25 protein-coding genes are annotated in these 25,952 nt (G+C 65.0%); 17 read left to right on the forward strand and 8 right to left on the reverse strand.

The genetic code is table 11. The features are described from left to right. Positions 1 to 1,482 (reverse strand): MDR family MFS transporter, encoded by a 1,482-nt coding sequence (locus CH283_RS04990; RefSeq protein ID WP_094639063.1) that lies wholly within the window; start codon positions 1,480 to 1,482, stop codon positions 1 to 3. Between the two features lie 130 nt (positions 1,483 to 1,612). On the opposite strand from CH283_RS04990, the gene CH283_RS04995 reads away from it, so the two are divergent. Next, positions 1,613 to 2,260 (forward strand): TetR/AcrR family transcriptional regulator, encoded by a 648-nt coding sequence (locus tag CH283_RS04995; protein WP_255183088.1) that lies wholly within the window; start codon positions 1,613 to 1,615, stop codon positions 2,258 to 2,260. Positions 2,261 to 2,299: 39 nt separating this feature from the next. Here CH283_RS04995 and CH283_RS05000 read toward each other — a convergent pair whose 3' ends face one another. Further along, on the reverse strand, positions 2,300 to 3,445 hold the full coding sequence (locus CH283_RS05000; protein WP_094639064.1) for an NAD(P)/FAD-dependent oxidoreductase: 1,146 nt from the start codon (positions 3,443 to 3,445) through the stop codon (positions 2,300 to 2,302). Then, entirely contained in the window at positions 3,442 to 3,939 is a 498-nt protein-coding gene (locus CH283_RS05005; protein ID WP_094639065.1) for an Lrp/AsnC family transcriptional regulator, read from the reverse strand. The genes CH283_RS05000 and CH283_RS05005 overlap by 4 nt, the downstream gene beginning before the upstream one ends. A gap of 170 nt (positions 3,940 to 4,109) precedes the next feature. Between CH283_RS05005 and CH283_RS05010 the strand changes: the two genes are divergently transcribed. From CH283_RS05010 to CH283_RS05020, 3 genes are read left to right on the forward strand one after another with little or no spacing between them, the layout of a single operon-like run. Beyond that, complete coding sequence (locus tag CH283_RS05010; protein ID WP_068051636.1) at positions 4,110 to 4,682, forward strand: antibiotic biosynthesis monooxygenase; 573 nt, start codon at positions 4,110 to 4,112, stop codon at positions 4,680 to 4,682. Positions 4,683 to 4,707: 25 nt separating this feature from the next. Continuing rightward, positions 4,708 to 5,475, forward strand: a complete 768-nt coding sequence (locus tag CH283_RS05015; RefSeq protein WP_068051635.1) for a tyrosine-protein phosphatase — start codon at positions 4,708 to 4,710, stop codon at positions 5,473 to 5,475. 16 nt (positions 5,476 to 5,491) lie between these two features. Then, a complete protein-coding gene (locus CH283_RS05020; protein ID WP_094639066.1) occupies positions 5,492 to 6,016 on the forward strand; it encodes a peroxiredoxin in 525 nt (174 codons plus the stop codon). Between the two features lie 24 nt (positions 6,017 to 6,040). On the opposite strand, the gene CH283_RS28650 is transcribed toward CH283_RS05020, so the two are convergent. Beyond that, on the reverse strand, positions 6,041 to 6,163 hold the full coding sequence (locus CH283_RS28650; protein ID WP_254925592.1) for a hypothetical protein: 123 nt from the start codon (positions 6,161 to 6,163) through the stop codon (positions 6,041 to 6,043). Positions 6,164 to 6,245: 82 nt separating this feature from the next. Between CH283_RS28650 and CH283_RS05025 the strand changes: the two genes are divergently transcribed. After that, positions 6,246 to 7,373 carry a class I SAM-dependent methyltransferase gene (locus CH283_RS05025; protein WP_094639067.1) on the forward strand — a complete coding sequence of 376 codons (1,128 nt, stop codon included), beginning with the start codon at positions 6,246 to 6,248 and terminating at the stop codon, positions 7,371 to 7,373. Positions 7,374 to 7,376: 3 nt separating this feature from the next. On the opposite strand, the gene CH283_RS05030 is transcribed toward CH283_RS05025, so the two are convergent. Then, positions 7,377 to 7,802, reverse strand: coding sequence for a hypothetical protein (locus CH283_RS05030; RefSeq protein ID WP_068051629.1), 426 nt, complete (start codon positions 7,800 to 7,802; stop codon positions 7,377 to 7,379). A 197-nt stretch (positions 7,803 to 7,999) separates the two neighbouring features. Here CH283_RS05030 and CH283_RS05035 point away from each other — a divergent pair, with 197 nt between their 5' ends. Beyond that, positions 8,000 to 8,848, forward strand: coding sequence for a Bax inhibitor-1/YccA family protein (locus CH283_RS05035; protein WP_032404782.1), 849 nt, complete (start codon positions 8,000 to 8,002; stop codon positions 8,846 to 8,848). A 67-nt stretch (positions 8,849 to 8,915) separates the two neighbouring features. On the opposite strand, the gene CH283_RS05040 is transcribed toward CH283_RS05035, so the two are convergent. Together CH283_RS05040 and CH283_RS05045 are read right to left on the reverse strand one after the other, a co-directional pair. Continuing rightward, positions 8,916 to 10,136 carry an acetyl-CoA C-acetyltransferase gene (locus CH283_RS05040; RefSeq protein ID WP_094639068.1) on the reverse strand — a complete coding sequence of 407 codons (1,221 nt, stop codon included), beginning with the start codon at positions 10,134 to 10,136 and terminating at the stop codon, positions 8,916 to 8,918. Between the two features lie 71 nt (positions 10,137 to 10,207). Continuing rightward, on the reverse strand, positions 10,208 to 11,221 hold the full coding sequence (locus CH283_RS05045) for an SGNH/GDSL hydrolase family protein (protein WP_094639069.1): 1,014 nt from the start codon (positions 11,219 to 11,221) through the stop codon (positions 10,208 to 10,210). Positions 11,222 to 11,318: 97 nt separating this feature from the next. Between CH283_RS05045 and CH283_RS05050 the strand changes: the two genes are divergently transcribed. Continuing rightward, positions 11,319 to 12,704 (forward strand): cystathionine beta-synthase, encoded by a 1,386-nt coding sequence (locus CH283_RS05050; protein ID WP_094639070.1) that lies wholly within the window; start codon positions 11,319 to 11,321, stop codon positions 12,702 to 12,704. Between the two features lie 60 nt (positions 12,705 to 12,764). Here CH283_RS05050 and CH283_RS05055 read toward each other — a convergent pair whose 3' ends face one another. After that, positions 12,765 to 13,937: an acyl-CoA dehydrogenase family protein gene (locus tag CH283_RS05055; RefSeq protein ID WP_094639071.1), complete on the reverse strand. Its 1,173-nt coding sequence runs from the start codon at positions 13,935 to 13,937 to the stop codon at positions 12,765 to 12,767. 81 nt (positions 13,938 to 14,018) lie between these two features. Here CH283_RS05055 and CH283_RS05060 point away from each other — a divergent pair, with 81 nt between their 5' ends. From CH283_RS05060 to CH283_RS05105, 10 genes are all read left to right on the forward strand, one after another. Beyond that, a complete protein-coding gene (locus CH283_RS05060; protein WP_032376589.1) occupies positions 14,019 to 15,191 on the forward strand; it encodes a cystathionine gamma-synthase in 1,173 nt (390 codons plus the stop codon). Next, on the forward strand, positions 15,188 to 15,964 hold the full coding sequence (locus tag CH283_RS05065; protein ID WP_094639072.1) for a glutamate racemase: 777 nt from the start codon (positions 15,188 to 15,190) through the stop codon (positions 15,962 to 15,964). The genes CH283_RS05060 and CH283_RS05065 overlap by 4 nt, the downstream gene beginning before the upstream one ends. 122 nt (positions 15,965 to 16,086) lie before the next feature. Next, positions 16,087 to 17,271 (forward strand): MFS transporter, encoded by a 1,185-nt coding sequence (locus CH283_RS05070; RefSeq protein WP_094639174.1) that lies wholly within the window; start codon positions 16,087 to 16,089, stop codon positions 17,269 to 17,271. A 197-nt stretch (positions 17,272 to 17,468) separates the two neighbouring features. Continuing rightward, complete coding sequence (mdo, locus tag CH283_RS05075; protein ID WP_094639073.1) at positions 17,469 to 18,740, forward strand: NDMA-dependent methanol dehydrogenase; 1,272 nt, start codon at positions 17,469 to 17,471, stop codon at positions 18,738 to 18,740. 73 nt (positions 18,741 to 18,813) lie between these two features. After that, a complete protein-coding gene (locus tag CH283_RS05080) occupies positions 18,814 to 19,851 on the forward strand; it encodes a MadB family AAA-type ATPase (RefSeq protein ID WP_094639074.1) in 1,038 nt (345 codons plus the stop codon). Continuing rightward, positions 19,848 to 21,365, forward strand: coding sequence for a MadC family VWA domain-containing protein (gene madC, locus CH283_RS05085; RefSeq protein ID WP_094639075.1), 1,518 nt, complete (start codon positions 19,848 to 19,850; stop codon positions 21,363 to 21,365). Before CH283_RS05080 ends, madC begins: the two co-directional genes overlap by 4 nt. A 185-nt stretch (positions 21,366 to 21,550) precedes the next feature. After that, positions 21,551 to 22,738, forward strand: a complete 1,188-nt coding sequence (locus tag CH283_RS05090) for an iron-containing alcohol dehydrogenase (RefSeq protein WP_255183105.1) — start codon at positions 21,551 to 21,553, stop codon at positions 22,736 to 22,738. After that, positions 22,735 to 24,090, forward strand: a complete 1,356-nt coding sequence (locus tag CH283_RS05095) for a MadS family sensor histidine kinase (RefSeq protein ID WP_068051604.1) — start codon at positions 22,735 to 22,737, stop codon at positions 24,088 to 24,090. Before CH283_RS05090 ends, CH283_RS05095 begins: the two co-directional genes overlap by 4 nt. Positions 24,091 to 24,113: 23 nt before the next feature. After that, a complete protein-coding gene (locus tag CH283_RS05100; RefSeq protein ID WP_032405004.1) occupies positions 24,114 to 24,767 on the forward strand; it encodes a MadR family response regulator transcription factor in 654 nt (217 codons plus the stop codon). Positions 24,768 to 24,917: 150 nt separating this feature from the next. Continuing rightward, on the forward strand, positions 24,918 to 25,931 hold the full coding sequence (locus CH283_RS05105) for a helix-turn-helix domain-containing protein (RefSeq protein ID WP_094639077.1): 1,014 nt from the start codon (positions 24,918 to 24,920) through the stop codon (positions 25,929 to 25,931). The last annotated feature ends 21 nt before the right edge of the window (positions 25,932 to 25,952 follow it).

Consider the following 25,952-nt stretch of genomic DNA (forward strand, 5'->3'; position numbering starts at 1 on the left):
TCAGTGAACCGGTTGGGCAGGGGCGACGGCGTCGCGATCACTGCGCGCCGGTGCTCGGATGAAGAACGACGCTGCTACCGCCACCAGTGACACGGCCCCGCCGTAGAGGAAGGCGGTGTGGATGCCTGCCTCCGAACCTCCCACCTCGGTTGCGCCGTCGGAGATTCGGGCTGCCGCGGTGTTCGACATGACGGTGACGAACAGTGCGGTCCCGGCAGCGCCTGCCAACTGCTGCACCGTGTTGAAGATGGCGCTACCGTGCGAGTACAGCTGGGTCGGAAGCGATCCCAGCGATGAGGTCATGAGCGGCGTCATGATCAGCGCGAGCCCCGCCGAGAGCAGCATGTGGATGCCGATCACCAAAGGCAGTGCGGTCTGCGCGTCGAGCACGGTCATCGACCACAGCGCGGCGCTCACCACCATCGCACCGGGAATGACCAACGGGCGCGGTCCGATTCGGTCGAAGATGCGCCCGACGAACGGCGCGAGCAAGCCCATCAGCAGTCCGCCGGGGAGCAGCATCAGGCCGGTGTCCAGGGTGTCGAGACCGCGGACGTTCTGCAGGTACATCGGTAGCAGGATCAGAGCGCCGAACAGGGCCATCATCGAGATCGCGATCATGCCGAGGCCGACGCTGAAGGTGGGGGTACGGAACGGACGCATGTCCAGTAGAGCTCCACCCTGATCTTGACGGGCGACCTGACGCAGCACGAACACCACCAGGGCAATCGTTCCGACCACCAGTGGTAGCCACACCGGTACGACCGACTCCTCGGCCGAGTGTCCGAGGCTGCTCAGGCCGTAGACGATGCCGCCGAAAGCCAACGCGGACAACACGACCGACAGGGGATCGAACGACGGCCGACCGGTCTGGGTCACGTTCTTCACCAGAGTGGTCCCGATGGCGAACGCGACGAGTGCGATCGGCAGGACGAGCCAGAACATCCAACGCCAGTTCAGCGAATCGAGGATGATTCCCGAGATGGTCGGACCGATGGCGGGGGCCACGGCGATGACGATGGAGATCACGCCCATCATCGCGCCGCGCTTGTGCGCCGGAACCACCGTGAGCACGGTGGTCATCAGCAGCGGCAACATGATCGCCGTGCCGCTGGCCTGAGTGACGCGTCCGAGCAGGAGCAGCTCGAAGCCCGGGGCAGAGGCTGCGAGCAGCGTGCCGACGGTGAACAGAGTCATCGCCGCCACGAATACCTGGCGCAACGTGAAGCGCTGGAACAGGAATCCGGTGATGGGGATGACCACTGCCATCGTCAACAGGAAACCGGTGGTGAGCCACTGCGCGGTGGTCGCCGTGATGCTCAGGTCGACCATCAGGGTCGGGAGTGCGACGCTCATGATCGTCTCGTTGAGGATCATGACGAACGCGGCAATGACGAGAATGCCGATCAGAAGTTTGCTGCCCGGCGCGAGTTCGTCGTCCGGCGCGGACTCGGATATGTGGTCGGTCTGAGGTGAGTTCATCGGAAGCTTTCGAGTATGGGTACAAGGTGCGGACAACGGACCGCCCAGATAGCTTGATTCACCATGACAGTGACTGTCAACTTGAATATTACTGGTAAGTTGACGGTGAGAACCCGAAGGAGTGACGAGGATGACGGAACGAGTGATGGATCTGCGAGAACGACGTCGCCGAGACACCCAGCTCGAGATCTCCTGCGCCGCGCTCGACCTGTTCGAGAAGCAGGGGTGCGCCGCGACGACGGTCGACGAGATCGCGCGTCGGGCAGGGGTATCGCCCAGCACGTTCTTCCGTAGCTTCGCGTCGAAGGAAGATTCCGTCCTCGGAAACGACCCCGAGCTGGACGTCGATCTGCACGCCTGGCTGGCGTCCACGGCACCGGAGAACATCACCATCACCGGAATCGAAGCACTCTACGAGCGATCCGTCGAACGATTTTCCTCCGCACCGGACGAGGTGCGTGATCGTCTCCTCCGCACCCGACGGCTGATCGGGGCCGACGCGCACCTGCGATCCGCGGCCTTCGCCCACGACGCGATGACATTGTGCCGCGTCACCGATGCGGTGGCCGAACGGCTCGGTGACCACGAATCGCGTTCCTATGCACGACTTCTGGTGGAGGGTGCCGGCATGGTCATGCGCATCGCCTTCGACGACTGGGCCGAGCGGGTCGACGGTGGACAGGACGCCGATCTACTGGACATCTACCGAACCACGGTGCGTGATCTACGACGCGTCGTCGGTAGAGCGGCTGCGCCGCACGTGAGTGAAACTTCGTAGCAGGGGTCGAGTTTTCGTGCACGTGGCGCGAAGCGCCTCTCACCCGAAGCGCTGCGGAGCCACGTCTCCCGGCCGTAGTCCGCGCTCGGTCACATCGACCGGAAGTGGCTCTCCGCGAACCATCGTCGCGCCCACCCTGGCCAGCGCCGCACACGTCTGGATTCCGTATCCGCCCTGACCGGCGCACCAGAAGAAGCCTTCGACTTCTCGATCGAAGCCCACGACCGGGGTGCGATCGGGAACGAAACTGCGCAGACCCGCCCAGGACGAGCGCAGATGCCGGCCCGTCAGCGTGGTCGCCTCGGCGATGTCGTCGAACGCCCGCGCGATCTCCAGTTCGTCCGGACGGGCATCGCTCGGTTCGGTGGGCGTCTCGTCCGCAGGCGAACACAACAGTTGTGCGCCTTCGGGTTTGATGTAGAACTTCTCGTCCATGTCGCTCAACGTCGCAAGATTCGCGGTGTCGAGATTGTCGGGTGCGGCGACCATGAACACCGACCGACGCATCGGCACGAGTCCGATGGGATCGGCTCCCGCCATCGCTCCGAGAACATCCGCCCACGCGCCTGCTGCGTCGACGACGAGCGGCGCGGTGTGGACCGACCCGTCCGTGATGTGCACGTGCCACAGTCCGTCGATGCGTCGCAGTTGCGTCACACCTGCCCCGGTGTGGACTCGCCCACCTCGATCGCGCAGCCCCCGCACGAATCCCTGATGCAACGCGTGTACGTCGACCTCCATCGAATGTGGTTCGTACAGTGCACAATCGATCAGTTCGGGACGCAGCGGCGGAAAGAGCGTCTGCGCGTCGGCCGGGGATACCAGTTGGGCGTCCGGTGTCAGTCGGCTGACGTCCGCGTACATTGCCTCCAGCGCGTCACCTCGGCCGCTGGCCGCGAACTGCAGCAGCGGACGCGGGGCGAGCAATTCGGATCGGAAGTGTTCCGGCGGGTTCGTCAGGAATCCTCGACTGGCCGTCGTCAGAGCGCGAATGGTGCTGTTGCCGTAGGTCTCCAGGAACAGTGCGGCCGAGCGGCCGGTGGTGTGGAAGGCCAGGGTCTTCTCGCGCTCGAGCAGCGTGACGCGTCGGTCGCTCGCGAGTTCGTATCCGAGCGAGACACCCCCGATTCCGCCGCCGATCACGATGACGTCGGTGGAGTTCGGATCTCGCTCGGACGTGGTCATGAATTGCTTCCGTTCGTTGTCTCTGCGGTCCACTGCGCGCCCGGTCCGATCGCCTCGTCGAAGATCAGCCAGGTTCGCGTCGACAGTATCCCGTCGAGTCCCTGCAGCTTGTCGAGGACCAGATGGCGTAGCGCCGAGGTGTCCGGAGCTCGCACCAGAACGAGTGCGTCGAAGTCGCCGCCCATGAGGCTGACGTGTTCGACGAACGGAAAGGTGCTCAGGTCGTCGGCGACGGCTCGCCAGGAATCCTGCCGAATGGACAGTGCCACATAGGCCGACGCGCCGAATCCCGCCTTCTCGTAGGCGATGCGTGCGGTGAATCCCTCGATGACACCTTCGTCGACGAGGCGGTCGACGCGCACGTAGGCGTGCGCCCGCGAGATGTGGGTGGCCTCGGCCAGGGCACGCATGGACATTCTGCCGTCACGGCTGAGCTCGGTGACGATGCGTCGGTCCACGTCGTCGAGACGGTACTCGGGTCGGTGCTGTGCCATCCGTCCACTCCAGGTCGCTCGGAAAGGGTCTGTGTAGACGAATTGTCACATCTTTCCCGACCGTGAGCCATCGATCTCCGATTCGGCTCTCGATTTGAAAGTCGGTCCATCTGGCCGCACTCTGTGTAGAACACATCGATCCGCGACGAACACGCGCAGAAGGGGTAGTCATGACCACGACCGACACGCTCGATCACGTCACGACCTCGGTCGCACGACGCGTTCGACAGGGATACGAAACAGACTTCGTGGAGTGGACCGATCGCGGGATGGATCTGGTCCGAACCTTTCCCGGATTTCTCGGTGGCGGCTGGCTGCGCAGTTCCGGTGATTCCAGCGACTACCACGTGGTCTATCGATTCGAGACACACGACGACCTCGACGCCTGGCTGCGCTCGGATGCCAGGCGCACCTGGCTCAGCACCGGCCGTCCCATCGCCGACGACGTTGCGACCCATCGACTCTCCGGTGTGGAGGGATGGTTCGAGCCGCAGTCCAACCTCACCGACGCCGTCCGGGTCATCGGTGGTCCGCCGCCGCGGTGGAAGCAGGCGATCTCGATCGGCGTGGCCTTCTACGCCGTCAGTTTGCTCGTCAACATCGTTCTCACGCCACATCTGACCGACCTGAACGTGGCTCTGCGCACCGCACTGGTGGTGATGATGTGCACACCGCTGATGGTCTACGTGGTGATGCCGTTCGTCACCGCCCGGCTACGGCGGTGGCTGGCACCGCGCTCGTAGGATCACCTTCGATAGGGTCGTACTCATGCCCGACGCCCCGGTACACGATCAATTCGCCCTCGACGGGGCCTGGAACTTCCGTGATCTCGGCGGTGTGCGTACCACGGACGGGGCGACGGTTCGGCCGGGATTGTTCTATCGCGCATCCGAATTGAGCGGGTTGACCGAGGTCGGGCAGCGCGTTGTCGCGGATCTGGGCATCCGTACCGTGTTCGATTTCCGCGGTGATGCGGAGGCCGAACGAAGCGGTGTCGACAGGGTTCCCGCCGGCGTCGAGTCGATCTCCGTGCCGTACGAGAATCTGAAGGGCGAGCGAGCCCCACACGAGGCGGCCCCGATTCACGACGAGCAGAGTCAAGTGGACTACATGATGCGCGCGTATGCCTCCTTCTCGACTCTCGACGGAGCGTCGCACGCGATCAAGCGGGTGGTGGACGAGATCGTGGGGCGTCGCGGCGGTGTCCTGGTGCACTGCGCAGCAGGTAAGGACCGCGCGGGGTGGACGGTCGCGACGGTGTTGCGCGCGGCAGGCGTCGACGAGGACGACATCGTCGCGGACTATCTGAGAAGCAACGATGCGATGGAGCCGTTGCTCGCGCACGTCCGCCGGACCTGGGCCGGACTCCACGACGTTCTGCCGACCGAGGCGATCCTGGGCGTTCGTGCGTCCTATCTGGAGCACGGATGGGCCACCATGGAGTCGAACCACGGTTCGTTCGGCGGATATCTGACCCACCTGGGTATCGATCGGGATCTCCGGCAACGCCTGACTGCCGCCCTCGTGCAGGGCTGAGCGGTAACCTCGCCCCATGCGCATCGGAAAGACCGCCCCGGACTTCGAGTTGCCGGACCATTCCGGTGAACTGCGTGCGCTGTCCGACCTGACGGCGTCGGGTCCGGTCGTCCTGTTCTTCTACCCGGCGGCCAACAGCCCCATCTGCACAGCCGAAGCGTGTCACTTCAGGGACCTGGGCACGGAATTCGACAGATTCGGCGCACAACGCGTGGGCATCAGTACCGACACCCGAGATCGGAACCATCATTTCGCGCTGCAGAGGTCGTTCGACTTTCCGTTGCTCTCCGATCCCGACGGGGCGGTCGCCGAACAGTTCGGAGTGCGTAGAGGCGGGTGGCTCACGCGGCGGCGTCGGCTCCGAGAGCTCGAACGCGGCCACTCGAACGCGGGCCGTCGCGGATATGTGAGGCAATTATTGTCCGTGAAGCGGACGACATTCGTGATCGATCGGCACCGAGTGGTGCGGATGACGGTGCGGAGCGAGCGCGGTCACGTGCATGCGACCAAGGCGCTCGAGTACCTGCGCTACCTGTCGTGAGAGTTGCTCGTTACGTTCCGAACGTCATTCGTTCGCGCCGCTGAACAGGGCGGTGTAGACGGCAGGCTTCGAAGCTTCGGCGTGTGCATCGGTCGATGCATCGTCAGGATGGCTGAAGAGTGCCTCGTTCTTGTCTTTGTGTTCCATTCCCCGAGCATGCCCCTGATTCGCCGCAATAGCCACTCGCCGCGCGGGCTGTCGTGGGTGTGCAGGGTGGGATACTGCTCGGGTGCCCGATGAATCCCTGTTCGACGCCCTCCGCCGTGAGCCCGACGCCGAGGCACCGAACCTCCATGCCGTCGACGCCGCGGACCGCCTCGTCCTCGATACCGTCGCCGAACTCCCCGGAATCGACAGGACCATGCCGATCGCGGTGATCGGCGACAGGTACGGAGCCATGACCCTCGGTGCCGTTTCCCTCGGTTTCACCGCGGTTCGCGTCCATCAGGACGCCGTCACCGGCGCGCGGGCACTCGAGCTGAACGCCGCGCGAGTCTCGTTGTCGGACTCCTACACCCAGCACACCCTGGGTGCCGAACTGCTGACCGGCGTGGGCACAGTACTGATGCAATTGCCACGAAGTCTGGCCGAACTCACCGAGATCGCCGAGCACATCGCGGCACACGCGTCGGCGGACGTCGTCGTCCTCGCAGGCGGGCGAGACAAACACATGACCCCCGCGATGAACGACGTCCTGAAAAAGTCGTTCGAGACCGTCACGGCCGGCCGCGGCCGGCAGAAAGCCCGAGTGCTCACCGCAACCGGGGCGGTGGCGTCGGGCATGACGTATCCGGTGAGCAAGCGGATTGCCGATGTGGACATGACGGTGGTGGCGTACGGTGCTGTGTTCGCGGGGGCCGGCCTCGATATCGGAACTCGTTTTCTGCTCGAGTACATACCGAAGATGCTGCCGCGTGCTCGCACCGCCGTCGATTTGGGTTGTGGCACAGGAATTCTCGCCACCGAGCTGGCTCGGACCAGGCCCGATCTCGAGGTGATCGCGACAGATCGCTCGGCGGCAGCGATCGCATCGGCGTCGGCCACTGCGGCGGCGAACGGGACTCGAATTTCGGTGATCGCCGATGACGCGATGTCGACCTTCGATTCCGAATCGGTCGATCTGGTGGTCTGCAATCCACCGTTCCACGAGGGTGCCGCGGTGCACACGGGCGCGGCGAGCAAATTGTTCGTTGCCGCCGGCCGGGTGCTGCGACCGGGCGGACAGATGTGGACGGTCTACAACACACACTTGAACTACCGGCGTGAACTGGCCGACGCGGTGGGTCCCACCGATCTCATGGGCCGCAACGGCAAGTTCACCGTTGCTCGCTCGGTACGCCCGAGCGAGCAACGATGAATGTCAGGTGACCGGGCCGCCGTCTTCGGGAGTTCCGTCGATCTGTCCCCGGTTGCGCCCGAGGTCCTCGACGAGGGTGCCCTCGACGATCTCGGCCTGACGCTGGCCTTCCGCGTAGTCGATGTCGGGATCCTCGTCGGATTCCTCGACGACGTGGTCGACGAGTTCCTCGGTCAGTTCGTCGTCTGGAGTCTCGGTGATCGGGCGGTCGAGTTCCTCCTCGACGGCGATGTCGGGTTCTTCCTCGCTGAGCTTGAGATCCAGGCTCTCGCCCTCGGCAGCCTCGCGAGCGGTGGTGCCGAAGCTGTTGGCCTCGCTCCAATGGTCGGGGGGATCGACCACGGTGTCGCCGTCGTCGTTGCGCACCTCGTCGGAGTCGACGCTTTCACTGGGGTCCAAGGTCTGGTCGGGTCCGTCTTCGATTGCCATTTCCTCATACTGCCCGTTTCGATTCGGTGTCACACACGCGGTCGTCTCCGCGTGTGTGCCCGGTACCCGGTAGAGTCCGTTTTGTCCGTCGTAGAAGTTCTCCGCTCGGGAACTTTTGTCCGGATGTCAGACGTTCTACTGATGACCGACGGGGAGATCCCCGGTGGGGATCAGAACTTACGAAGGGAAGAGACACGGTGCGCACCTCCAGCAACCCGGTGTTCCGCAACCTGCCCAAGCAGCAGGGCGGCGGATACGCCACATTCGGATCTGCGACGGCTGGAGCCTCGCAGGCCGCAACCTTCGGCCAGCATCCCGGAACGCAGGCCGACCCGTACACCACGCAGCCCGCACAGCGGGCCATGACGATCGACGACGTGGTCACCAAGACCGGCATCACCCTCGGTGTGCTGAGCGTGACGGCGATCATCTCGTACCTGCTCGTCTCCAACAACACCGACTTGGCCATCCCGTTCGTCATCGGCGGTGGCTTGATCGGCTTCGGTCTGGTCATGTTCGCGACCTTCGGCCGCAAGATGGACAACAAGGCGATCGTGCTCGCGTACGCCGCAGCCGAAGGTGTGTTCCTCGGTGCGCTGTCGCTCATGTTCACCGGCGTCGAGTTCGGTGGGGTCGGTGGATCCGCCCTCATCGGCCAAGCAGTCCTCGGTACGTTCGGCGTGTTCTTCGGCATGCTGATCGTCTACAAGACCGGTGCCATCCGCGTCACCCCGCGCTTGACCCGCATGGTCGTCGGTGCCCTCATCGGTGTCGTCGTGCTGATGCTCGGCAATCTCGTCGCCAGCTTCTTCATGGAGGACGGCTTCGGACTTCGCTCCGGCGGACCGCTGGCCATCATCTTCAGCCTCGTCTGCATCGGCATCGCGGCGTTCAGCTTCCTGCTCGACTTCGACCAGGCCGATCAGCTGATCCGCGCACAGGCTCCCGAGAAGGCAGCCTGGGGCGTCGCGCTCGGTCTGACCATCACACTGGTCTGGCTGTACGTCGAGATCCTGCGTCTGCTGAGCTACTTCCAGAACGACTAGTACTCACGCGAAAAGCCCCGCCACTCCGTTGAAGGAGGGCGGGGCTTTTTCGTTGTGATGTCTCGGATCAGCTGAGGCGCTCGAGCACCATCGCCATACCCATGCCGCCGCCGACGCACATGGTCTCGACGCCGAACGTCTTGTCGTGGGTCGTCAGGTTGTTCAGCAGCGTGGTGGTGATGCGCGCACCGGTCATGCCGAACGGGTGGCCGATCGCGATGGCACCACCTGAGACATTGAGCTTGTCCTCTTCGATGCCGAGGTCGCGCGCCGAGCCGAGGACCTGCACAGCGAAGGCCTCGTTGATCTCGAACAGGTCGATGTCGGAGATCGACATGCCCGCGATCTTCAGCGCCTTACGTGTCGCCTCGATGGGTCCGAGGCCCATGATCTCGGGGGACGTGCCGGTCACGCCGGTCGAGACGATGCGGGCGAGCGGAGTCAGGCCCAGTTCCTTGGCCTTGGTGTCGCTCATGATGACCAGCGCCGCTGCGCCGTCGTTGAGCGGGCACGCGTTACCGGCGGTGATGGTGCCGTTCGGTCGGAAGACCGGCTTGAGCTGGCTGATCTTCTCGTAGGTGGTGCCGGCGCGAGGGCCGTCGTCGGTGTTGACGACGGTGCCGTCGGGCAAGGTCACCGGGGTGATCTCCCGCTCGAAGAAGCCGGCGTTGATGGCCTCTTCGGCGCGGTTCTGGCTGCGGACGCCCCAGTGGTCCTGATCCTCGCGGGTGATGCCGGTGAGCAGCGCGACGTTCTCGGCTGTCTGGCCCATCGCGATGTACGCGTCGGGCAGCTCGCCGTTCTCGCGGGGATCGGTCCAGCTGTCCGCGCCCTCTTCCTGCGCCTTCTTGGTGCGGGCCTCGGCGTCGGCGAAGATCGGGTTGTGGCTCTCGGGCAGCGAGTCGGAGTTGCCGTGGACGAAGCTGGACACGCTTTCGACACCAGCGGAGATGAACACGTCACCCTCGCCTGCCTTGATCGCGTGCAGCGCCATGCGGGTGGTCTGCAGCGAGGAGGAGCAGTAGCGCGTGATGGTCGTTCCGGGCAGCGAGTCGTAGCCGAGTTGCACTGCGACGATGCGCGCGAGGTTGTTGCCCTGCATGCCGCCGGGCAGACCGCAGCCCAGGAGGAGATCGTCGATGTCCTTCGGGTCGAGCGAGGGCACCTTGGCCAGCGCTGCGGCGACCATCTGGGCGGTGAGGTCGTCGGGACGAATGTCCTTGAGCGACCCCTTCATGGCCCTGCCGATCGGTGAGCGCGCGGTGGCGACGATGACTGCCTCTGGCATGAGATCTCCTTCGAATCGATACTGCGTGACTTCAGTGCTACCGCCGGGTAGGCGATGTCTCCTGTCCGAACTTACAACCCCGCCGATCGGTCACCGGCACGACGTACGAGATCCTCCGACGCAGTGACGATCTCGGCGTCGAGCTCGGCGCTTCTCCGGCGCAGGAAGCGATCGAACGCGGCCGTCGCGCGGGGGATGGCCTTGCGTGACTCGGCGGCAGCGGACACGGTCGGCAGCTCGGGCAACGGGCCGCCGTGCCACACGCCCAGCGCCGATGCGAGTACCGGCAGAATCTGCTGAGCGGCGAGCTCGTACCCGGCGGCCGACGGGTGAAAGCGGTCGGCAGAGAACATGGTGTCGGGCGCTGCCAGGAACTCGGGGGAGAGCAGATCGGCGAGAGCCACCGGATGCCCGCCGGCGCTGAGAGTCCTGGCCGTCTGGGCGTTGGCGAGACGTCGACCCCAATTGCGGACGACGGTGCGCAGCGGCTGCGGGATAGCCGTCACGACACCGAGATCGGGGCACGTGCCCACTGCCACGACGCAGCCCTTGGCCGTCAATCGTTCGACGGCGTCGCCCAGCCGGGCCGCCGACGCCGGGATGGAGAACTTCTTGGTGACGTCGTTCGCGCCCACGAAGATGACCGCCGCGTCCGGGGGCGGGCCGGCGACGAACATCGCGTCGACCTGGCCTTCGAGCCCCTTCGAGGTGGCACCGGCAATCGCTTTGGTGCTCAATCGAATTCGTTGCCCGGTTTCCTCGGCCAGTCCGCGGGCGATCAGTACGCCGGGCACTTCGTCGGCTACGGTACAGCCCACGCCGGCAGCGGTGGAGTCGCCGAAGATCATCAGATGAATATCTGCTGAATTTCCTATCCGCCACCGTTCCGGGGCCGCGCATCCCGCGGTGTAGACGCCGTCCGCCTCCGGTGGCTTGGCGGTGGTGCGCCCGATGACGCCGCGGGCCGCCGCGGCCTGCGCCATCAGATGTCGGTACGCGGCCCAGGATGCAGTCCCTGCTCCGGAGCCTGCAAGTACTGTCGCGGCGCTCGCTTTAGCAGCGGTACGCCATCCGCTCGCCGTCACAGATCGATCCCTCTCCTCGTGCCGTTGTCACCATCGTATGCGGGGTATCGACGGCCGTGACCGAGAGTGAAACAGGTGCATCTGGGAAGATGGAGCAATGCGCATCGCACAGCACATCACCGAACTCATCGGCAACACCCCGTTGGTGAAGTTGTCCACCGTCGTCGGCGACAGTGCAGGCACTGTCGCGGCCAAGATCGAGTACCTCAACCCGGGTGGTTCGTCCAAGGATCGCATCGCGGTGAAGATGATCGACGCGGCCGAGGCAGCAGGGGAACTGAAGCCCGGCGGCACCATCGTCGAGCCCACGTCCGGCAACACCGGCGTCGGTCTCGCCCTGGTCGCTCAGCAGCGTGGCTACAAGTGCGTTTTCGTGTGCCCCGACAAGGTCGGCGAGGACAAGCGCAACGTGCTGCGCGCCTACGGAGCCGAGGTGGTCGTCTGCCCCACGGCTGTCGCACCCGAAGACCCCAACAGCTACTACAGCGTCTCCGATCGACTCGTCCGCGAGATCGACGGAGCCTGGAAGCCCAACCAGTACTCCAACCCGGCCGGCCCGGCCAGCCACTACGAGACCACCGGTCCCGAGATCTGGGCCGACACCGACGGCAAGATCACGCACTTCGTCGCAGGCGTCGGTACCGGCGGAACCATCTCCGGCACCGGCAAGTACCTCAAGGAGGTCTCCGGCGGCAAGGTCAAGGTCATCGGCGTCGACCCCGAGGGCTCGGTCTACTCCGGCGGAACCGGGCGTCCGTACCTCGTCGAAGGTGTCGGCGAGGATTTCTGGCCGACCGCCTACGACCCGTCCATCCCGGACGAGATCATCGCCGTCTCCGACAACGACTCGTTCGACATGACCCGGCGTCTCGCTCGCGAGGAAGGCCTGTTGGTCGGCGGTTCGTGCGGCATGGCTGCCGTCGCCGCGATCCAGGTCGCCGAGCGCGAAGGTCCCGACGCCCTCGTCGTCGTACTGCTGCCCGACGGTGGCCGCGGCTACCTGGCCAAGATCTTCAACGACTCGTGGATGTCCTCGTACGGCTTCCTGCGTTCGCGTCTGGACGGCAAGACTCACGAGACCTCCGTCGGCGAGGTGCTGCGCGGAAAGTCCGGCGCATTGCCGGATCTGGTGCACACCCACCCGTCGGAAACCGTGCGCGACGCCATCGAGATCCTGCGCGAGTACGGCGTCTCGCAGATGCCGGTCGTCGGTGCCGAGCCTCCCGTCATGGCAGGCGAGGTTGCCGGCAGCGTCACCGAGCGCGATCTGCTCAGCGCGGTCTTCGAAGGTCGCGCCGCGTTGGCAGACCCGGTCGCCAAGCACATGAGTGAGCCGTTCCCACTGATCGGTGCCGGCGAAACCGTCTCCGACGCCACCAAGGCACTCGGCGAGTCCGATGCGCTGATGGTCGTCGAAGAAGGCAAGCCCGTCGGCGTCATCACTCGCCACGACCTGCTCGGATTCCTCAGCAAGGGCGCCTAGGCATGTGAACGGAAGCTCGTAGCCTGCTACGAGTTTCCGTTCACATGCGGCGCAGCCGCTCTACCGCACTGCGCTGGTTCCGGTCAGTGCCTGGCCGATCACGAGTTGATGGACCTCGGATGTGCCCTCGTAGGTGAGGACGGATTCGAGGTTGTTGGCATGACGGAGCACCGGGTATTCCAGCGTGATTCCGTTGGCCCCCAATATCGTTCGGCATTCACGAGCAATCTTGATGGCCTCGCGCACGTTGTTGAGCTTGCCCAGTGACACTCGCTCGCCCGGCAGTTCGCCCTTGTCCTTGAGTCGGCCCAGATGCAAAGCGAGCAGCTGGCCCTTGCCGAGCTCGAGGGCCATGTTCGCGAGCTTGGCCTGAGTGAGCTGGTACCCGGCGAGTGGCTTGTCGAACACCGCGCGGGTCTGCGAGTACTCGATCGCCGATTCGATGCAGTCCCGCGCCGCGCCCATCGCGCCGAAGACGATGCCGAAGCGCGCCTCGTTGAGGCAGCTCAGAGGTCCGCGCAGACCGCTGGCCTCGGGCAGCATGGCGTCGGCAGGCAGTCGGACGTCGTCGAACACCAATTCGCCGGTGATCGAGGCACGCAGCGACAGCTTCTTCTTCACGGTGTTGGCGGTGAATCCCGGTGTATCGGTGGGAACGACGAATCCGCGGATCTTGTCGTCGGTCTGAGCCCACACGACGGCGACGTCGGCGACGGGTCCGTTGGTGATCCACATCTTGCTGCCGTTGAGGATCCAGTCGTCACCGTCGCGCTTGGCGCGGGTGAGCATGCCGCCGGGGTTCGATCCGTAATCGGCCTCGGTGAGCCCGAAGCAGCCGATCAGCGATCCCTCGGCCATTCCCGGAAGCCACTGCTGCTTCTGCGCCTCGGAGCCGTACTTCCAGATGGCGAACATCGCGAGCGAGCCCTGCACCGAGACGAGCGATCGGATGCCGGAGTCGATCGATTCGAGCTCGAGGCAGGCCAGGCCGTACGCCGTCGCGGACGTTCCGGCGCATCCGTAGCCCTCGAGGTGCATGCCCAACAGGCCCAGCGAGCCCAGCTCCTTGGCCAGCTCGCGCGCCGGCACCGTGCCCTCGTCGAACCAATCGGCGATGTGCGGACGAATGCGCTCGTTACCGAACTTGCGGACGGTGTCCCGGATCTGACGTTCCTCGTCGTCGAGGAGTGAATCGATCGCGAACAGTTCGTCGACGCTCTGGGAGTTGGCCACGGTGCCTCTTTCCGCTGGGGGTTGTCTTCGCAGGTTACCCACGCCCCCGCGCGGCGACGCAGGCCGATTAGGGTGGAGGCCATGAGTGAGCAGCGCAGCAAGGCAGACAACACGTCCTGGCAGGGCTTTTCCACCAAGGCGGTCCATGCCGGCTACGAGCCGGATCCGCTGACCGGTGCGGTGAACGTGCCGATCTACGCCAGCTCCACCTTCGCTCAGGACGGCGTCGGCGGCATGCGCAGTGGATTCGAGTACGCGCGCACCGGCAATCCGACGCGTCGGCCGCTCGAGGCCAATCTCGCGGCCATCGAGTCCGGCACCTACGGTCGCGCGTTCTCCTCCGGCATGGCGGCCACGGACTGCCTGTTGCGCTCGGCGCTGCGTCCCGGTGATCACCTCGTCATCCCCAACGACGCCTACGGCGGCACGTACCGGTTGATCGACAAGGTCTTCACCCAGTGGGGCATCGAATACTCGGTGGCTGCAGTGTCGGACGTCGACGAGGTACGCGCGGCGATGCGTCCGAACACCAAGCTCGTCTGGGTCGAGACGCCCACCAACCCACTGCTCAACGTCGGAGACATCGAGGCATTGTCGGGCGTTGCGCACGAGGGTGGGGCCAAGCTCGTCGTCGACAACACCTTCGCGTCGCCGTATCTCCAGCAGCCTCTGAGCCTCGGTGCCGACGTGGTGCTGCACTCGACGACCAAGTACATCGGCGGACACTCCGATGTCGTCGGCGGCGCCCTGGTGACCGACAGCGAGGAACTGGACACGGCCTTCGCGTTCCTGCAGAACGGCGCGGGTGGCGTTCCCGGACCGTTCGACGCGTTCCTGACCTTGCGCGGCATCAAGACTCTCGCGCTGCGGATGGAGCGACACAGCGACAATGCCGAGAAGATCGTCGAATTCCTCGACGGGCATCCGGCCATCTCGCAGGTCATCTACCCCGGGCTCGAATCTCACCCGTCTCATGCTGTCGCCGCGAAGCAGATGCGACGGTTCGGCGGGATGGTCTCCGTTCGTCTGGCCGGAGGTAAGCAGGCTGCGCTGGACTTCTGCGCGAAGACCGAGATCTTCACGCTCGCCGAGTCTCTGGGCGGCGTCGAATCGTTGATCGAGCATCCCGGTGCGATGACCCACGCCTCGACGGCCGGTTCGTTGCTCGAGGTGCCCGACGATCTGGTGCGTCTGTCGGTCGGTATCGAGGACGGCGCCGATCTGGTCGGTGACGTCGAGCAAGCGCTGGCATGATCGTCGCACTGATCGACTCGGGCCTCGGGATGCTCCCGACGGCTGCGCGGCTACGACAAGCGCGCCCCGAGCTCGATCTGGTGCTGATGATGGACCCCGACAACGCTCCGTGGGGTCCGAAGCCGGATGCGTGGGTGATCGACCGGGTGGTCGGAACCGCTCGGCATGCCGTCGAACTCGGTGCCGAGGTGGTCGTGCTGCCGTGCAACACCGCCAGTGTGACGGCGCTGAGTCACGTTCGGGCCGCGCTCGGTGACACGATTCCGGTGGTGGGTACCGTTCCGGCGATCAAACCCGCTGCAGCGGTGAGTGATCGGATAGCGATCTGGGCGACGGCGGCCACGACCGCGAGCGCCTATCAGGGGCGTTTGATCGAGCAGTTCGCCTCGCACCGAACGGTGACGAGTGTGGCGTGCCACGGTCTGGCGGATTCGATCGACCGTGGTGACGAGCGGGGGATCGGTGCCGCCATCACCGCGGCCGTGGCCGCGACACCCGCGGACGTCGAATCGATCGTGCTGGGTTGCACGCACTACCCACTGGTGTTGGACCGGATCGTCTCGCAGCTGCCGGGCGGCGTCACGATGTTCGACAGCGCCGAGGCGGTGGCCAACCAGACGGTGCGACGCGTCGACGAAGTCGGTTCGAGCGGTTCGGGCACCGGCCGTGTCTCGGTGTGGTTGAGCGGAATCGAGGGCGACTTGCCCGGGAGCGCGCAGCGGTACCGCGAAGGAAAACTGCTGCGGGGCGACGCACGAGCCGAGCAACACTGACCGTCGGGGAATGCGGGGCCCTCCCGAGCGTTGTCTTTCACTGAGCTAACGGTTACTGCGGTGAAGGGAAACACATGGTCGGCGTGGGCACTCGGACTCCAGTGGAACGGACGGCGGTGCGCATGCCGCATCGGTACGCGTTCTGGGTCGTAGGCGTCGCCTTCCTGGTCTTGATGGCCTCGGCGTCGGCACCGTCACCGCTGTACCCGGTGTATCAGCAGGCCTGGGGATTCAGCGCTCTCACCCTCACAGTGATCTTTGCCGTCTATGCGGTCGCGTTGCTGTCCACGTTGCTCACCGTCGGTAGTCTGTCGGACCACATCGGGCGCAAACCCATTCTGATCGCCTCACTGATTCTCCTCGCTGTCAGCTTGATGCTGTTCATCGTCGCCGACAGCGTCCCGGTACTCCTCGCGGCTCGCGTCGTGCAGGGAATTGCCGCGGGTGCGGCCACCGGTGCGCTGAGCGCAGCCGTCATCGACCTGCAGCCCGACGCGTCCACCGGACCGTTGCTCAACAGCGTCGCGCCCTCCCTCGGGCTGGCAAGCGGCGCGCTCGGGGCCGGATTGCTGGTCCAATTGGCACCTGCGCCCGACATCTTGGTGTTCGCGCTGCTGATCGGCGCGGCACTGATCCTCGCGGTGGCACTGCTGTTCGTCCCCGAGACCTCGGCACTGCGTGGCTTCGATTCCCGCCGTCACCTCGCCTCGACCCTGCTGCCGAGGATGTCGATCCCCACGTCGGTGCGGGCACCGTTCCTGCTCATCGCTCCCGCTCTGTTCGCGACCTGGTCGCTCGGCGGGTTTCATCTCTCGCTCGGGCCGTCGATCATCGGCACGGTGTTCGACGTGGACAACCACATAGTGGGTGGGTTGGAGATCTTCGCGATGTTCGCCTCGGGCGCGGTGGCAGCTGCAATGGTACGCAACGGGTTTCCCCGCACCGTGATGATGATCGGGGCGACGGTGTTGGCGGCAGGTGTCGCGCTCTCCCTGGTGTCGGTGCAGATCGAGTCGATCGTGCTGTACTTCGTCGGGGCTGTCATCGCCGGATCGGGCTGGGGAGCAACGTTCCTCGGTTCGATGCGCACGCTCGGCGCGCTGGTCCCCGCAGCGGAGCGAGGCGGAGTGTTCGCCACGACGTTCGTCATCAGCTACCTCGCGTTCAGCCTGCCCGCCGTGGTCGCCGGGCTGGCCGTGCACCGCCTCGGTCTGAGCACGACGGTGCAGGTGTACGGAGGGTTCGTCATCACGCTCGCGCTGATCTCGGTTCTCGGATTCTCGCTGGCGCAGCGGCGAGATCGATAGTGCACCAGAGCTTGTGAGTTCTCCTCTGCCGAGGGTGAGCGAGTACTCCTACCCGATCGGGTAGTTCGGTCGAGTCGTTGGCAGGGTTCCCGCCCCGAGGTGTTCCCACGCGGTATCGGGCAGGGGAGTGTGGTCATCAGTGAGACGCCGATCACAGAAGAAGGCGTCTTGTACTCACACTCACCGAGGAGACACCGATGGTCATCGAGCTCAATCAGATCTGGGAATTCCCCATCAAGGAGTTTCACCCGCTGCCGCGCGCCAAGCTGGGAGTCGGCGCCCACGACATGATCGGTGTCGAGGCCAAGGAACTCGGATTCAAGCGCTCGCTGCTGGTCACGACCGGTCTGCGCGGATCGGGCATCATCGAGGAACTGATCGGCAAGATCGAGTACCAGGGCGTCGAGGTGGTCCTTTACGACAAGGTCGAGTCCAACCCCAAGGACTACAACGTCATGGACGGTGCCGCGCTGTACCAGAAGGAGAAGTGCGACAGCGTCATCTCCGTCGGTGGTGGCTCGAGCCACGATGCGGCCAAGGGCATCCGCGTCGTCGTCGCCCACGACGGCCGCAACATCAACGAGTTCGAGGGATTCTCCAAGTCCACCAACAAGCAGAACCCGCCGCACATCGCCGTATCGACCACTGCCGGAACGGGTTCGGAGACATCCTGGGCCTACGTCATCACCGACACCTCGGACATGGAGAAGCCGCACAAGTGGCTCGCCTTCGACGAGGCGTCGACACCGACGCTGGCACTGGACGACCCGCTGCTCTACTACACCTGCCCTCAGCAGTGGACCGCGTTCTGCGGCTTCGACGTCCTCGCCCACGGTGCCGAGCCGTACGTCTCGCGGCTGGACTTCGCGCCGTCGCTGGGAAACGCGATCTACTCGATCGGGCTGGTCTCCAAGCATCTTCGTGAAGCTGTGTACGACCCGGGCAACCTGAAGGCTCGCGAGGGCATGATGAACGCCCAGTACATCGCCACACAGGCCTTCAACTCCGGTGGACTCGGCGTCATCCACTCGATCTCGCACGCGATCAGCGCCTTCTACGACAGCGCGCACGGCCTCAACAACGCCATCGCTCTACCGCGCGTGTGGGAGTACAACCTGCCCTCGCGCTACGAGCGTTACGCCGAGATCGCCGTGGCCATGGGCGTGGACACGAAGAACATGACCACCGTTCAGGCTGCCGACGCGGCAGTCGAGGCGGCCATCAGGCTCGCCAAGGACGTCGGAATTCCGGACAACTTCGGATCGATCCGTTCGGCGACGTACGACAAGAACCGGATGAACACCGGCAAGTACGCCGGCAAGGGCGACGTGATCAAGGGCGACGAGAAGTCGGTTCTGAAGATCTCCGAGCACATCCAGGAGGACTGGTGCACCCCGGGTAACCCCCGTGAGGTGACCGTCCAGTCGATGATCCCCGTCGTCTCGCACGCGATCAACGAGTCTTACTGATGCTTCGCAGTGGTGCGGTTGTGTGCCCCGGGCGGTGCACAATCGCACCACTGCGCCGCCTGAAAGGAAGCACATGACCTCGCTGTCGACAGTGCGTAGCGACGACACCGGCACCGTTCGATTCACCGACGCCGCCGATCTGCAACGCGCGCTCGGAGAGCAGGACTACATCGCGGACGACGATCTCGCCACCGTGGTGCATCTGGCGACAGCACTCGATCGCCCACTGCTGCTCGAAGGCCCCGCGGGCGTGGGCAAGACCGAGCTGGCGAAGTCCCTGGCCGCGGCGAGCGGACGCAAGCTGGTGCGCCTGCAGTGTTACGAGGGTCTCGACGACAATCGGGCCCTCTACGAGTGGGACTACGCCAAGCAACTTCTGCACGTGCAGATGCTGCGGGAGCACATCGGCGCACTCACCCAGCACGTCACCGACATCGACGACGCCTCGAAGATGCTCGCCGCCAAAGACTTCGGCCTCTACTCCGAGCCCTTCCTCGCCGTGCGGCCCCTGTTGGAATCGGTGCTCTCCGAGGAGCCGGTGGTGCTCCTGGTCGACGAAGTCGATCGCACCGAGGAATCGATGGAGGCACTGCTGCTCGAAGTACTTGCCGAGAAGCAGGTGACGATCCCCGAGGTCGGTACGTTCACCGCGCGCAGCGATCCGTGGGTGATACTGACCTCCAACGACACTCGTGAGCTGTCGTCGGCCCTCAAACGTCGCTGTCTGCATTTCCATCTCGATTATCCGACCGCGGCGCGTGAGCGCGAGATCGTCACTGCTCGTGCCCCCGAGGTGCCCGCGCACATCGTGTCCGAGATCGTGGAGCTGGCAACGGAATTGCGTGAGCTACCGCTCCGCAAGAGCCCGTCGATCTCGGAAGTGATCGATGCGGCTCGTATCGCCTCGGTCCTCGGTCACACCGTAGACACCCGCAAGTACCTGCTCGCGGCCCTGGTGAAGTACTCGTCGGACATGAAGATCGCGCTGGCCGGACCGGTCGCAGAAACACCCTCTGCAGCAACATCACTCGGGACGGTCGTCAACACGACCGCGACGGCCTTCAGAGGGCACGGTGGACGCGACAAGGGTGGCATCGGAATACGACGATGACCGTGCCACAGACGTTCTCGGCGTCGGTGGTGCTCGACGTGCTGGCTGCGGTGTTCGGGCGCACGCTCAGGCGCTTCGGAGTAGCTGCGTCGCCGGCCGAGGTCATCGAGGTTCGACGCGTCCTCGGGCTTCTCGGGGCCCGTGACCTGACGGTGTTGCGCGCGGCCTTGCGTGCGACGTGCGCCAAGTACGACCACGAACAGCACGGTTTCGATCTGGCCTTCGAGTCGATGTTCAGGGCACTCGGCGAGAGCGCCACGGACGAGCATCGTTCGCCACTGGGAGCGCAGGTAGCAGGCGGATTGCCGACGGACCTGGACGTCGGCGCAGACCAGGAAGCGGCCAAATACGCCGAATACAACGAGCGTGCGGTCGAAATCGGTGATCTGCTCGACGCCCCGGAAGCGGACAAGGGCTTCAACCCGCACAAGGACGACGACGACATCAGTCTCTCGTCCGAGGACCACGATCTGTCGATCGACACCGACGGCGACATGGGTCGACGGGGAGTCACCTACACCGTCGACCTGGAGCGGTCCGGGTCGACGGCGGCCGGGGAGTTGGCGTCGAGCACCAGCGGAGCTGTTGCGGGACAGCTGAACTGGGAGGATCCGGCGAGCATCCTGGCGTGGTTCGATGCCTACGATCCGAGTAGCGTCTACGGCGACGGGGGTGATTCCGGTCCACTGAGCGCTGCGATGCTCGACCGCATCACCGATGCCGTCGAGGCTTTCGTCGCGGCACTGGGGGATGTGACGGGGACGATGTCGTCACCGGTGCCGGTCGACGGCGCGGCGCAGGCGATCGGCCGGCACGCCGAGATCGAGCGCGCGAGTCACGAAGTGCTCAAACACATGCGGGGCACTCCTCGACCACGACCACGCGAACATTCACGCGGACCGCTCGACATGCGGCGCACCGTCCGGTCCAGTCTGCGTACCGACGGCATCCCGTTCCGTCTGGTGACGAAAACCCCTGTGCCGGGAAAGGTTCGGTTGCTGGTACTGGCGGACGTGTCGTTGTCGGTCAGGCCCATCACCGCGTTCACCCTGAGGCTTGCGCAAGCCATGCATGCGCGCGCACACCGATGCACGGTGATGGGGTTCGTCGACGCACCGGTCGATGTGACTACCACCTTGCTCGGCAGTACCGGCGACGGCGCACTGGCCGCGGTGCTCGCGGACGCGCGACTGGACCTCGAAGCGAGCAGCGACTACGGCAGAACCTTCACCGATCTGTTGCAGTCACACCCAGAAGTCCTGGACAAGCGCACCGCGGTCATCATCGTCGGTGACGGCCGGTGCAACGGACGCCCGGCTGGCCTCGAGGCCCTGGACGAGATCCGGTCGAAGGTGCACCGCATCGCGTGGATCACCCCCGAAGCTCGTCGTTACTGGGCGCAGGCAGCGTGCTCGATGGAGGATTACGAGCGAATTTGCGACCGGGTCGTCGTCGCGCGGGATGGCGAACAGTTGACCTCGCAGGCGGCCGAACTGGGCCATGCGCTGTCCTGACCTGACCGATCGTGCCGCCTACCTACCCGATCGGGCAGGTAGGAACCTGGCCCGGTGCTGGTGGGATCGGACCGGCCGTGCTCGTAAGGTTGTAACCTGAATCACAGGTCCGAGAGTTCTGGGATCGATGGACAGCGAGGGTGTGGACGGTGGACCAGGCAGCTACGGCGGACGTCGGCAAGGCGCTGCACGACCTCGATGCGCAGCGCAGCCGAGCCGAGACGCCACGAGTTCTCAAATTCCACGCACCCGAGATCGTGTTCGGTCCGGATTCGCTGGGCGAGGTCGCGCACGCGACATGTCGTCTCGGTGGGGTCCGGCCGATGCTCGTCACGGACTCGGGGTTGATCGAGAGCGGCTGGGCCGGGCAGCTGGTCGACCTACTCGTTGCCCAGGGCCTCGACCCCCAGGTCTGGAGCGCGCTCACGCCCAATCCCAAGGACGTCGAAATCGAGGCCGGGCACGGCTACTACGCAGAGAACGGTTGCGACGTGCTGGTGGCGATCGGCGGTGGGTCGGTCATGGATGCGGCCAAGGGGATCGCCATCCTCGCGGGCAACGGCGGCAGAATCCTCGACTACGAGGGCGTCGATCAGGCCACTCGGCCGATTCCCCCGCTGGTGATGGTGCCCACGACATCGGGCACCGGGGCCGACGTCTCGCAGTTCTGCATCGTCACCGACACGGCGCGCTCGACCAAGATCACCATCCTCGGCCGGGCACTCGTTCCCGATATCACCGTGATCGATCCGATGTTGCTCACCACGATGCCCGAATGGCTCAACGCGGCAACCGGTTTGGACGCTCTGACGCACGGAATCGAGGCATTCGTCTCGCTGGGTCACAACCAGCTCACCGACCACCATGCACTTCGGGCCATCACCATGGTGATGTCGCAGTTGGCGCGCACCATCGACGAGCCCACCGATATGGCCGCGCGTGGTTCGATGGCGCAGGCAAGTCTGGAAGCCGGTCTGGCGTTCACGAATGCGATTCTCGGTGCCACCCATGCCATGAGCCATCAGGTGGGAGGACTCCTCGACCTCCCGCACGGGGTGATCAACGGAGTGCTGCTGCCGCATGTCATTCGTTTCAACGCCGCGGAGGATCCGTTGCCCTACGTGGCCATCGCGACGAGCCTCGGATTGTCGGAAGGCAGAGCCAGGCCGGAGGAAGCCGCCATGGCTGTGGCGGACCGTGTCGATCGCCTTGCACGTCAGGTCGGCGTTCCCACCGGTCTGGCACAGATCGGTGTCCGCGAGTCCGATCTGGATGTGTTGGCCACCAACGCTTTACATGATGCCTGCATGTCCACCAATCCTCGCTCCGCCACGCACCGCGAGATGGTCGATCTGTTCAGGAGTGCGCTGTGACGTCCGGACCCGACCTGTCGCTGCTGACGGGGCTGCGTTCGGGCAAGAACACGTTCTACCCCCAATATCGTGGCGCGGCCGAACGTTTGGAGCGCGTCGTCTATGCGCTGGAGTTGATTTCACGGGCACTGGTTCGGACGGTCGACGGGCCCGAGACGCTGGTGTGCGCGGTCGCGGAAGCAGCTCGTGCCCATCTGAGCGCACGCTGGGTGGTCTTCGCTCTTGCCGATGGCGCTCTGCCGGATGCCGGTCCTCGTCGACTCGTGCTCGGACCGGACGCCACGCCGTTTCTGGTCGACAACGTCGAGGGGCCACCGTTGCCGGACGACGTCGTCGACTGCCTCGAGTCGATTCGACAGTCGACGTGCGGCGATGGGCAGACACCGGTGATCTCCGCTCATCACGCCTTCGTGCCGATCGCGTTCGACGGAGGCGTCGTGGGTGCTTTTGCGGCGTGGACCGGAGAGCAGCGGGTGCTGGACGCCACCGACGCGGCGGTGCTGAGCATTCTGGCCAGTCAAACGGCGGTGGCGCTGCAGAATTCGGCGCTCTTCCAGAGTCGACGGCAATTGCTCGAGCGGACCGAGAGTGCCTACGCCCAGGCGAACCGCACAGCGGCCGATCTCGCAGCCCGCAATGCCGAACTGTTGCTGACACAGCGGCAATTGGGTGCTGCGCACAGGCATCAGGTCCTCGACGACGAACGCCACCGCATCGCTCGCGAATTGCACGACAGCGTCACTCAGGCCGTGTTGTCCGCTGGTATGCAGATCGAAGTGTGTCGCAGCGAGATCTCGGCCGAAGAACGCAGCGACAGATTGGATCTGGCGAAGGATCTGACGCGTCGAGCTGTGGAACAACTGCGGTCGGCGATCTACGCGCTCAATCATCCGCAGGACGCCGATCGAACGTCGCTTCCGGAAATGCTCGAACAGCTTTCCGTGGTCCACATGCCCGACGAGTTGCAGGTCTCGTTGCGGGTGGAGGGAACCCCCGTCGAGCTGAGCAGCGAGTGCGAGCATGCATTGCTCCGCATCGCCGGCGAAGCATTGTTCAACACAGCGGTGCACGCGCACGCGTCGCGGGCGATTCTTCGGTTGACCTATTCGCTCGATCAGGTGCAGTTGTCGATCGCCGACGACGGCGACGGCGATCCGGCCCACCTGCGAATGATGCTGCACCTTGCCGAGTCCACCGATGTCGACGGCCGCCACCGCGGATTGGCGAACATGGCGGCCCGCACCCGTGAACACGGCGGGGTCTTCGAGATTCGCCGCGCCCGAACCGGGGGTGTGCGTGTGGCAGTGCGCATTCCCTTCCAGGAAAGATCCGAGAAGGGCGAAACACAGTGAGCGTTCCGACGGTTCGCACGGGCATGGGGCAGGTGGCGGCACCTACTGTCCGCATCGTCCTGGTCGACGATCATGCAATTCTGCGCGACGGGCTGCGTTCGGTGCTCGAGCGCGAGTCGGATCTGACGATCGTGGGGGAGGCGTCGACGCGGGAGGAGGGATTGGCCGTCGTCGCGCGGGTCGAGCCCGATATAGTGCTGATGGATCTCAAGCTCTCGGCCAGTTCGGATTACGAGGGCCTTGCCTTGTGCGCACAATTGGCCAAGGCGCACAACGGAATCGGATTACTGGTGCTCACCACTTTCCTCGACGACCGACTCGTGGTGGAGGCGGTGCACGCCGGTGCGCGCGGATACGTCGTCAAGGACGTCGATACCACCGAACTGGTGCGGGCGATACGTGCTGTCTCGCGAGGCGAGAGTGCCTTCGATTCGCGGAGTGCCTCGGCTGTCGTGCGATCACTCAACGGCACGCCGAGCAGCATAGAACGGCTGACCGAGCGCGAACTCGAAGTACTCCGGCTACTCGCGACGGGCCTGTCCAACAACATGATCGGTACCCGCCTGTTCATCTCGGCAACGACGGTGAAATTCCACGTCAGCAACATCATGCGCAAGCTCGCAGTGTCTCGGCGAGCCGAGGCCGTGTACGCGGCGAGTAAGCAGGGGTTGATCTGAGCCACGCCCAAACATCCGAAGGTGCGGGAACCTCTCCGCGCCCAGCCCGCCGGCGTGAGGAGAGTGCACACATTTCGTAACGCGAATGCCTCGGATGACTTACGCCCAAGGCCTACCGTGTGTGCACTCGAATCTATCGCGGAGTGCAACATGACGTCATTTTGGACAACGAGGGGACTCGGCCCGGCCGATCAGATGAGCTATTGGGCCGATGTTCTCTGCCAGGCATTCACGCCGCTGGCACCGTGGCGATCCCGGGACCACGTCGAACACAGTTCGTCACGTTCAGGACTTCCCGGATGGGTGCGCTCCGCGGCGATCGGGGGTGGCAACGCAGCGGAGATCGCCTCCTGCACACAGCGAATCGATCATGGAAAGCGCGAGGTCGCCCGCGCGGACGAGGACGTCGTCTTCGTCAATCTGCAACTGGACGGGCACTGTACGACCACTCAGGACGGGCGGCAGTGCACGGTCTCCCGAGGTGAGTTCGCCGTCGTCGACTCGACTCGCCCGTACCGGCTGGAGTTCGTCGAGCCCGGCAACGACGAACTGTGGCGAGTGCTGTCCTTCCGACTGCCGCGCCCTCTGCTGGCAGATGTGGTCGGCCCGTCGGCAGCGACGACTGCGCGGCGTTTCTCGAGCTCGTCGGGTTCTGCTCGGCTGCTCAGCTCGTTGATGGTGGAGACCTGGCGGACCGATTCAACGCTGCAGACCGCCGAGCGGCAGATGATCGGAGCGGCCCATGTCGATCTGCTGCGTGCCGTACTGGGAGGGACGCAACGGGACACCGGATGCTCGTTGGACACCGACGAAGCACTTCGGGTCTCCGCAGTTCGGTACATCGACTCCAGGCTTGCATTCGGCCGAGTTCCCGCCACCGATGCGGCCCGCCATGTCGGGGTATCGGTACGCACGCTCCATGCCCTCTTCGAGAGGACGGGAACCACGTTCGGTGCCGTCGTCCGTGAGCATCGCGTCGAAGCGTGTCGGCGTGAGCTCGCTGATTCTCGGGACACTCGATCGATCGGAACGATGGCGGCAGCGTGGGGATTCTCGGATTCGGCGCATCTGGCCAAGACCTTTCGATCGCGCTTCGGATGCAGTCCGGTCGAATACCGCAACTCGGTGCAGACAGGGGAAGTGCCGCAGTCGGCGCAGGGGTGAATCTTTCTGTTCGACAGTGCA

The organism is Rhodococcus sp. 05-2254-2 (assembly GCF_002259095.1).
In the GTDB taxonomy this organism is placed as follows: domain Bacteria; phylum Actinomycetota; class Actinomycetes; order Mycobacteriales; family Mycobacteriaceae; genus Rhodococcoides.

Bases quoted from the DNA above. Each gene is read 5' to 3' on its own strand.
- CH283_RS05080 (WP_094639074.1), top strand. From the start codon at position 18,814: ATGACCTCGCTGTCGACAGTGCGTAGCGACGACACCGGCACCGTTCGA.
- CH283_RS05060 (WP_032376589.1), top strand. From the start codon at position 14,019: ATGAGTGAGCAGCGCAGCAAGGCAGACAACACGTCCTGGCAGGGCTTT.
- CH283_RS05005 (WP_094639065.1), bottom strand. From the start codon at position 3,939: ATGGCACAGCACCGACCCGAGTACCGTCTCGACGACGTGGACCGACGC.
- CH283_RS05000 (WP_094639064.1), bottom strand. From the start codon at position 3,445: ATGACCACGTCCGAGCGAGATCCGAACTCCACCGACGTCATCGTGATC.
- CH283_RS05010 (WP_068051636.1), top strand. From the start codon at position 4,110: ATGACCACGACCGACACGCTCGATCACGTCACGACCTCGGTCGCACGA.
- CH283_RS05040 (WP_094639068.1), bottom strand. From the start codon at position 10,136: ATGCCAGAGGCAGTCATCGTCGCCACCGCGCGCTCACCGATCGGCAGG.
- CH283_RS05015 (WP_068051635.1), top strand. From the start codon at position 4,708: ATGCCCGACGCCCCGGTACACGATCAATTCGCCCTCGACGGGGCCTGG.
- CH283_RS28650 (WP_254925592.1), bottom strand. From the start codon at position 6,163: ATGGAACACAAAGACAAGAACGAGGCACTCTTCAGCCATCCTGACGAT.
- CH283_RS05070 (WP_094639174.1), top strand. From the start codon at position 16,087: ATGCCGCATCGGTACGCGTTCTGGGTCGTAGGCGTCGCCTTCCTGGTC.
- CH283_RS05030 (WP_068051629.1), bottom strand. From the start codon at position 7,802: ATGGCAATCGAAGACGGACCCGACCAGACCTTGGACCCCAGTGAAAGC.
- mdo (WP_094639073.1), top strand. From the start codon at position 17,469: ATGGTCATCGAGCTCAATCAGATCTGGGAATTCCCCATCAAGGAGTTT.
- CH283_RS04990 (WP_094639063.1), bottom strand. From the start codon at position 1,482: ATGAACTCACCTCAGACCGACCACATATCCGAGTCCGCGCCGGACGAC.
- CH283_RS04995 (WP_255183088.1), top strand. From the start codon at position 1,613: ATGACGGAACGAGTGATGGATCTGCGAGAACGACGTCGCCGAGACACC.
- CH283_RS05050 (WP_094639070.1), top strand. From the start codon at position 11,319: ATGCGCATCGCACAGCACATCACCGAACTCATCGGCAACACCCCGTTG.
- CH283_RS05020 (WP_094639066.1), top strand. From the start codon at position 5,492: ATGCGCATCGGAAAGACCGCCCCGGACTTCGAGTTGCCGGACCATTCC.
- CH283_RS05100 (WP_032405004.1), top strand. From the start codon at position 24,114: ATGGGGCAGGTGGCGGCACCTACTGTCCGCATCGTCCTGGTCGACGAT.
- CH283_RS05105 (WP_094639077.1), top strand. From the start codon at position 24,918: ATGACGTCATTTTGGACAACGAGGGGACTCGGCCCGGCCGATCAGATG.
- madC (WP_094639075.1), top strand. From the start codon at position 19,848: ATGACCGTGCCACAGACGTTCTCGGCGTCGGTGGTGCTCGACGTGCTG.
- CH283_RS05065 (WP_094639072.1), top strand. From the start codon at position 15,188: ATGATCGTCGCACTGATCGACTCGGGCCTCGGGATGCTCCCGACGGCT.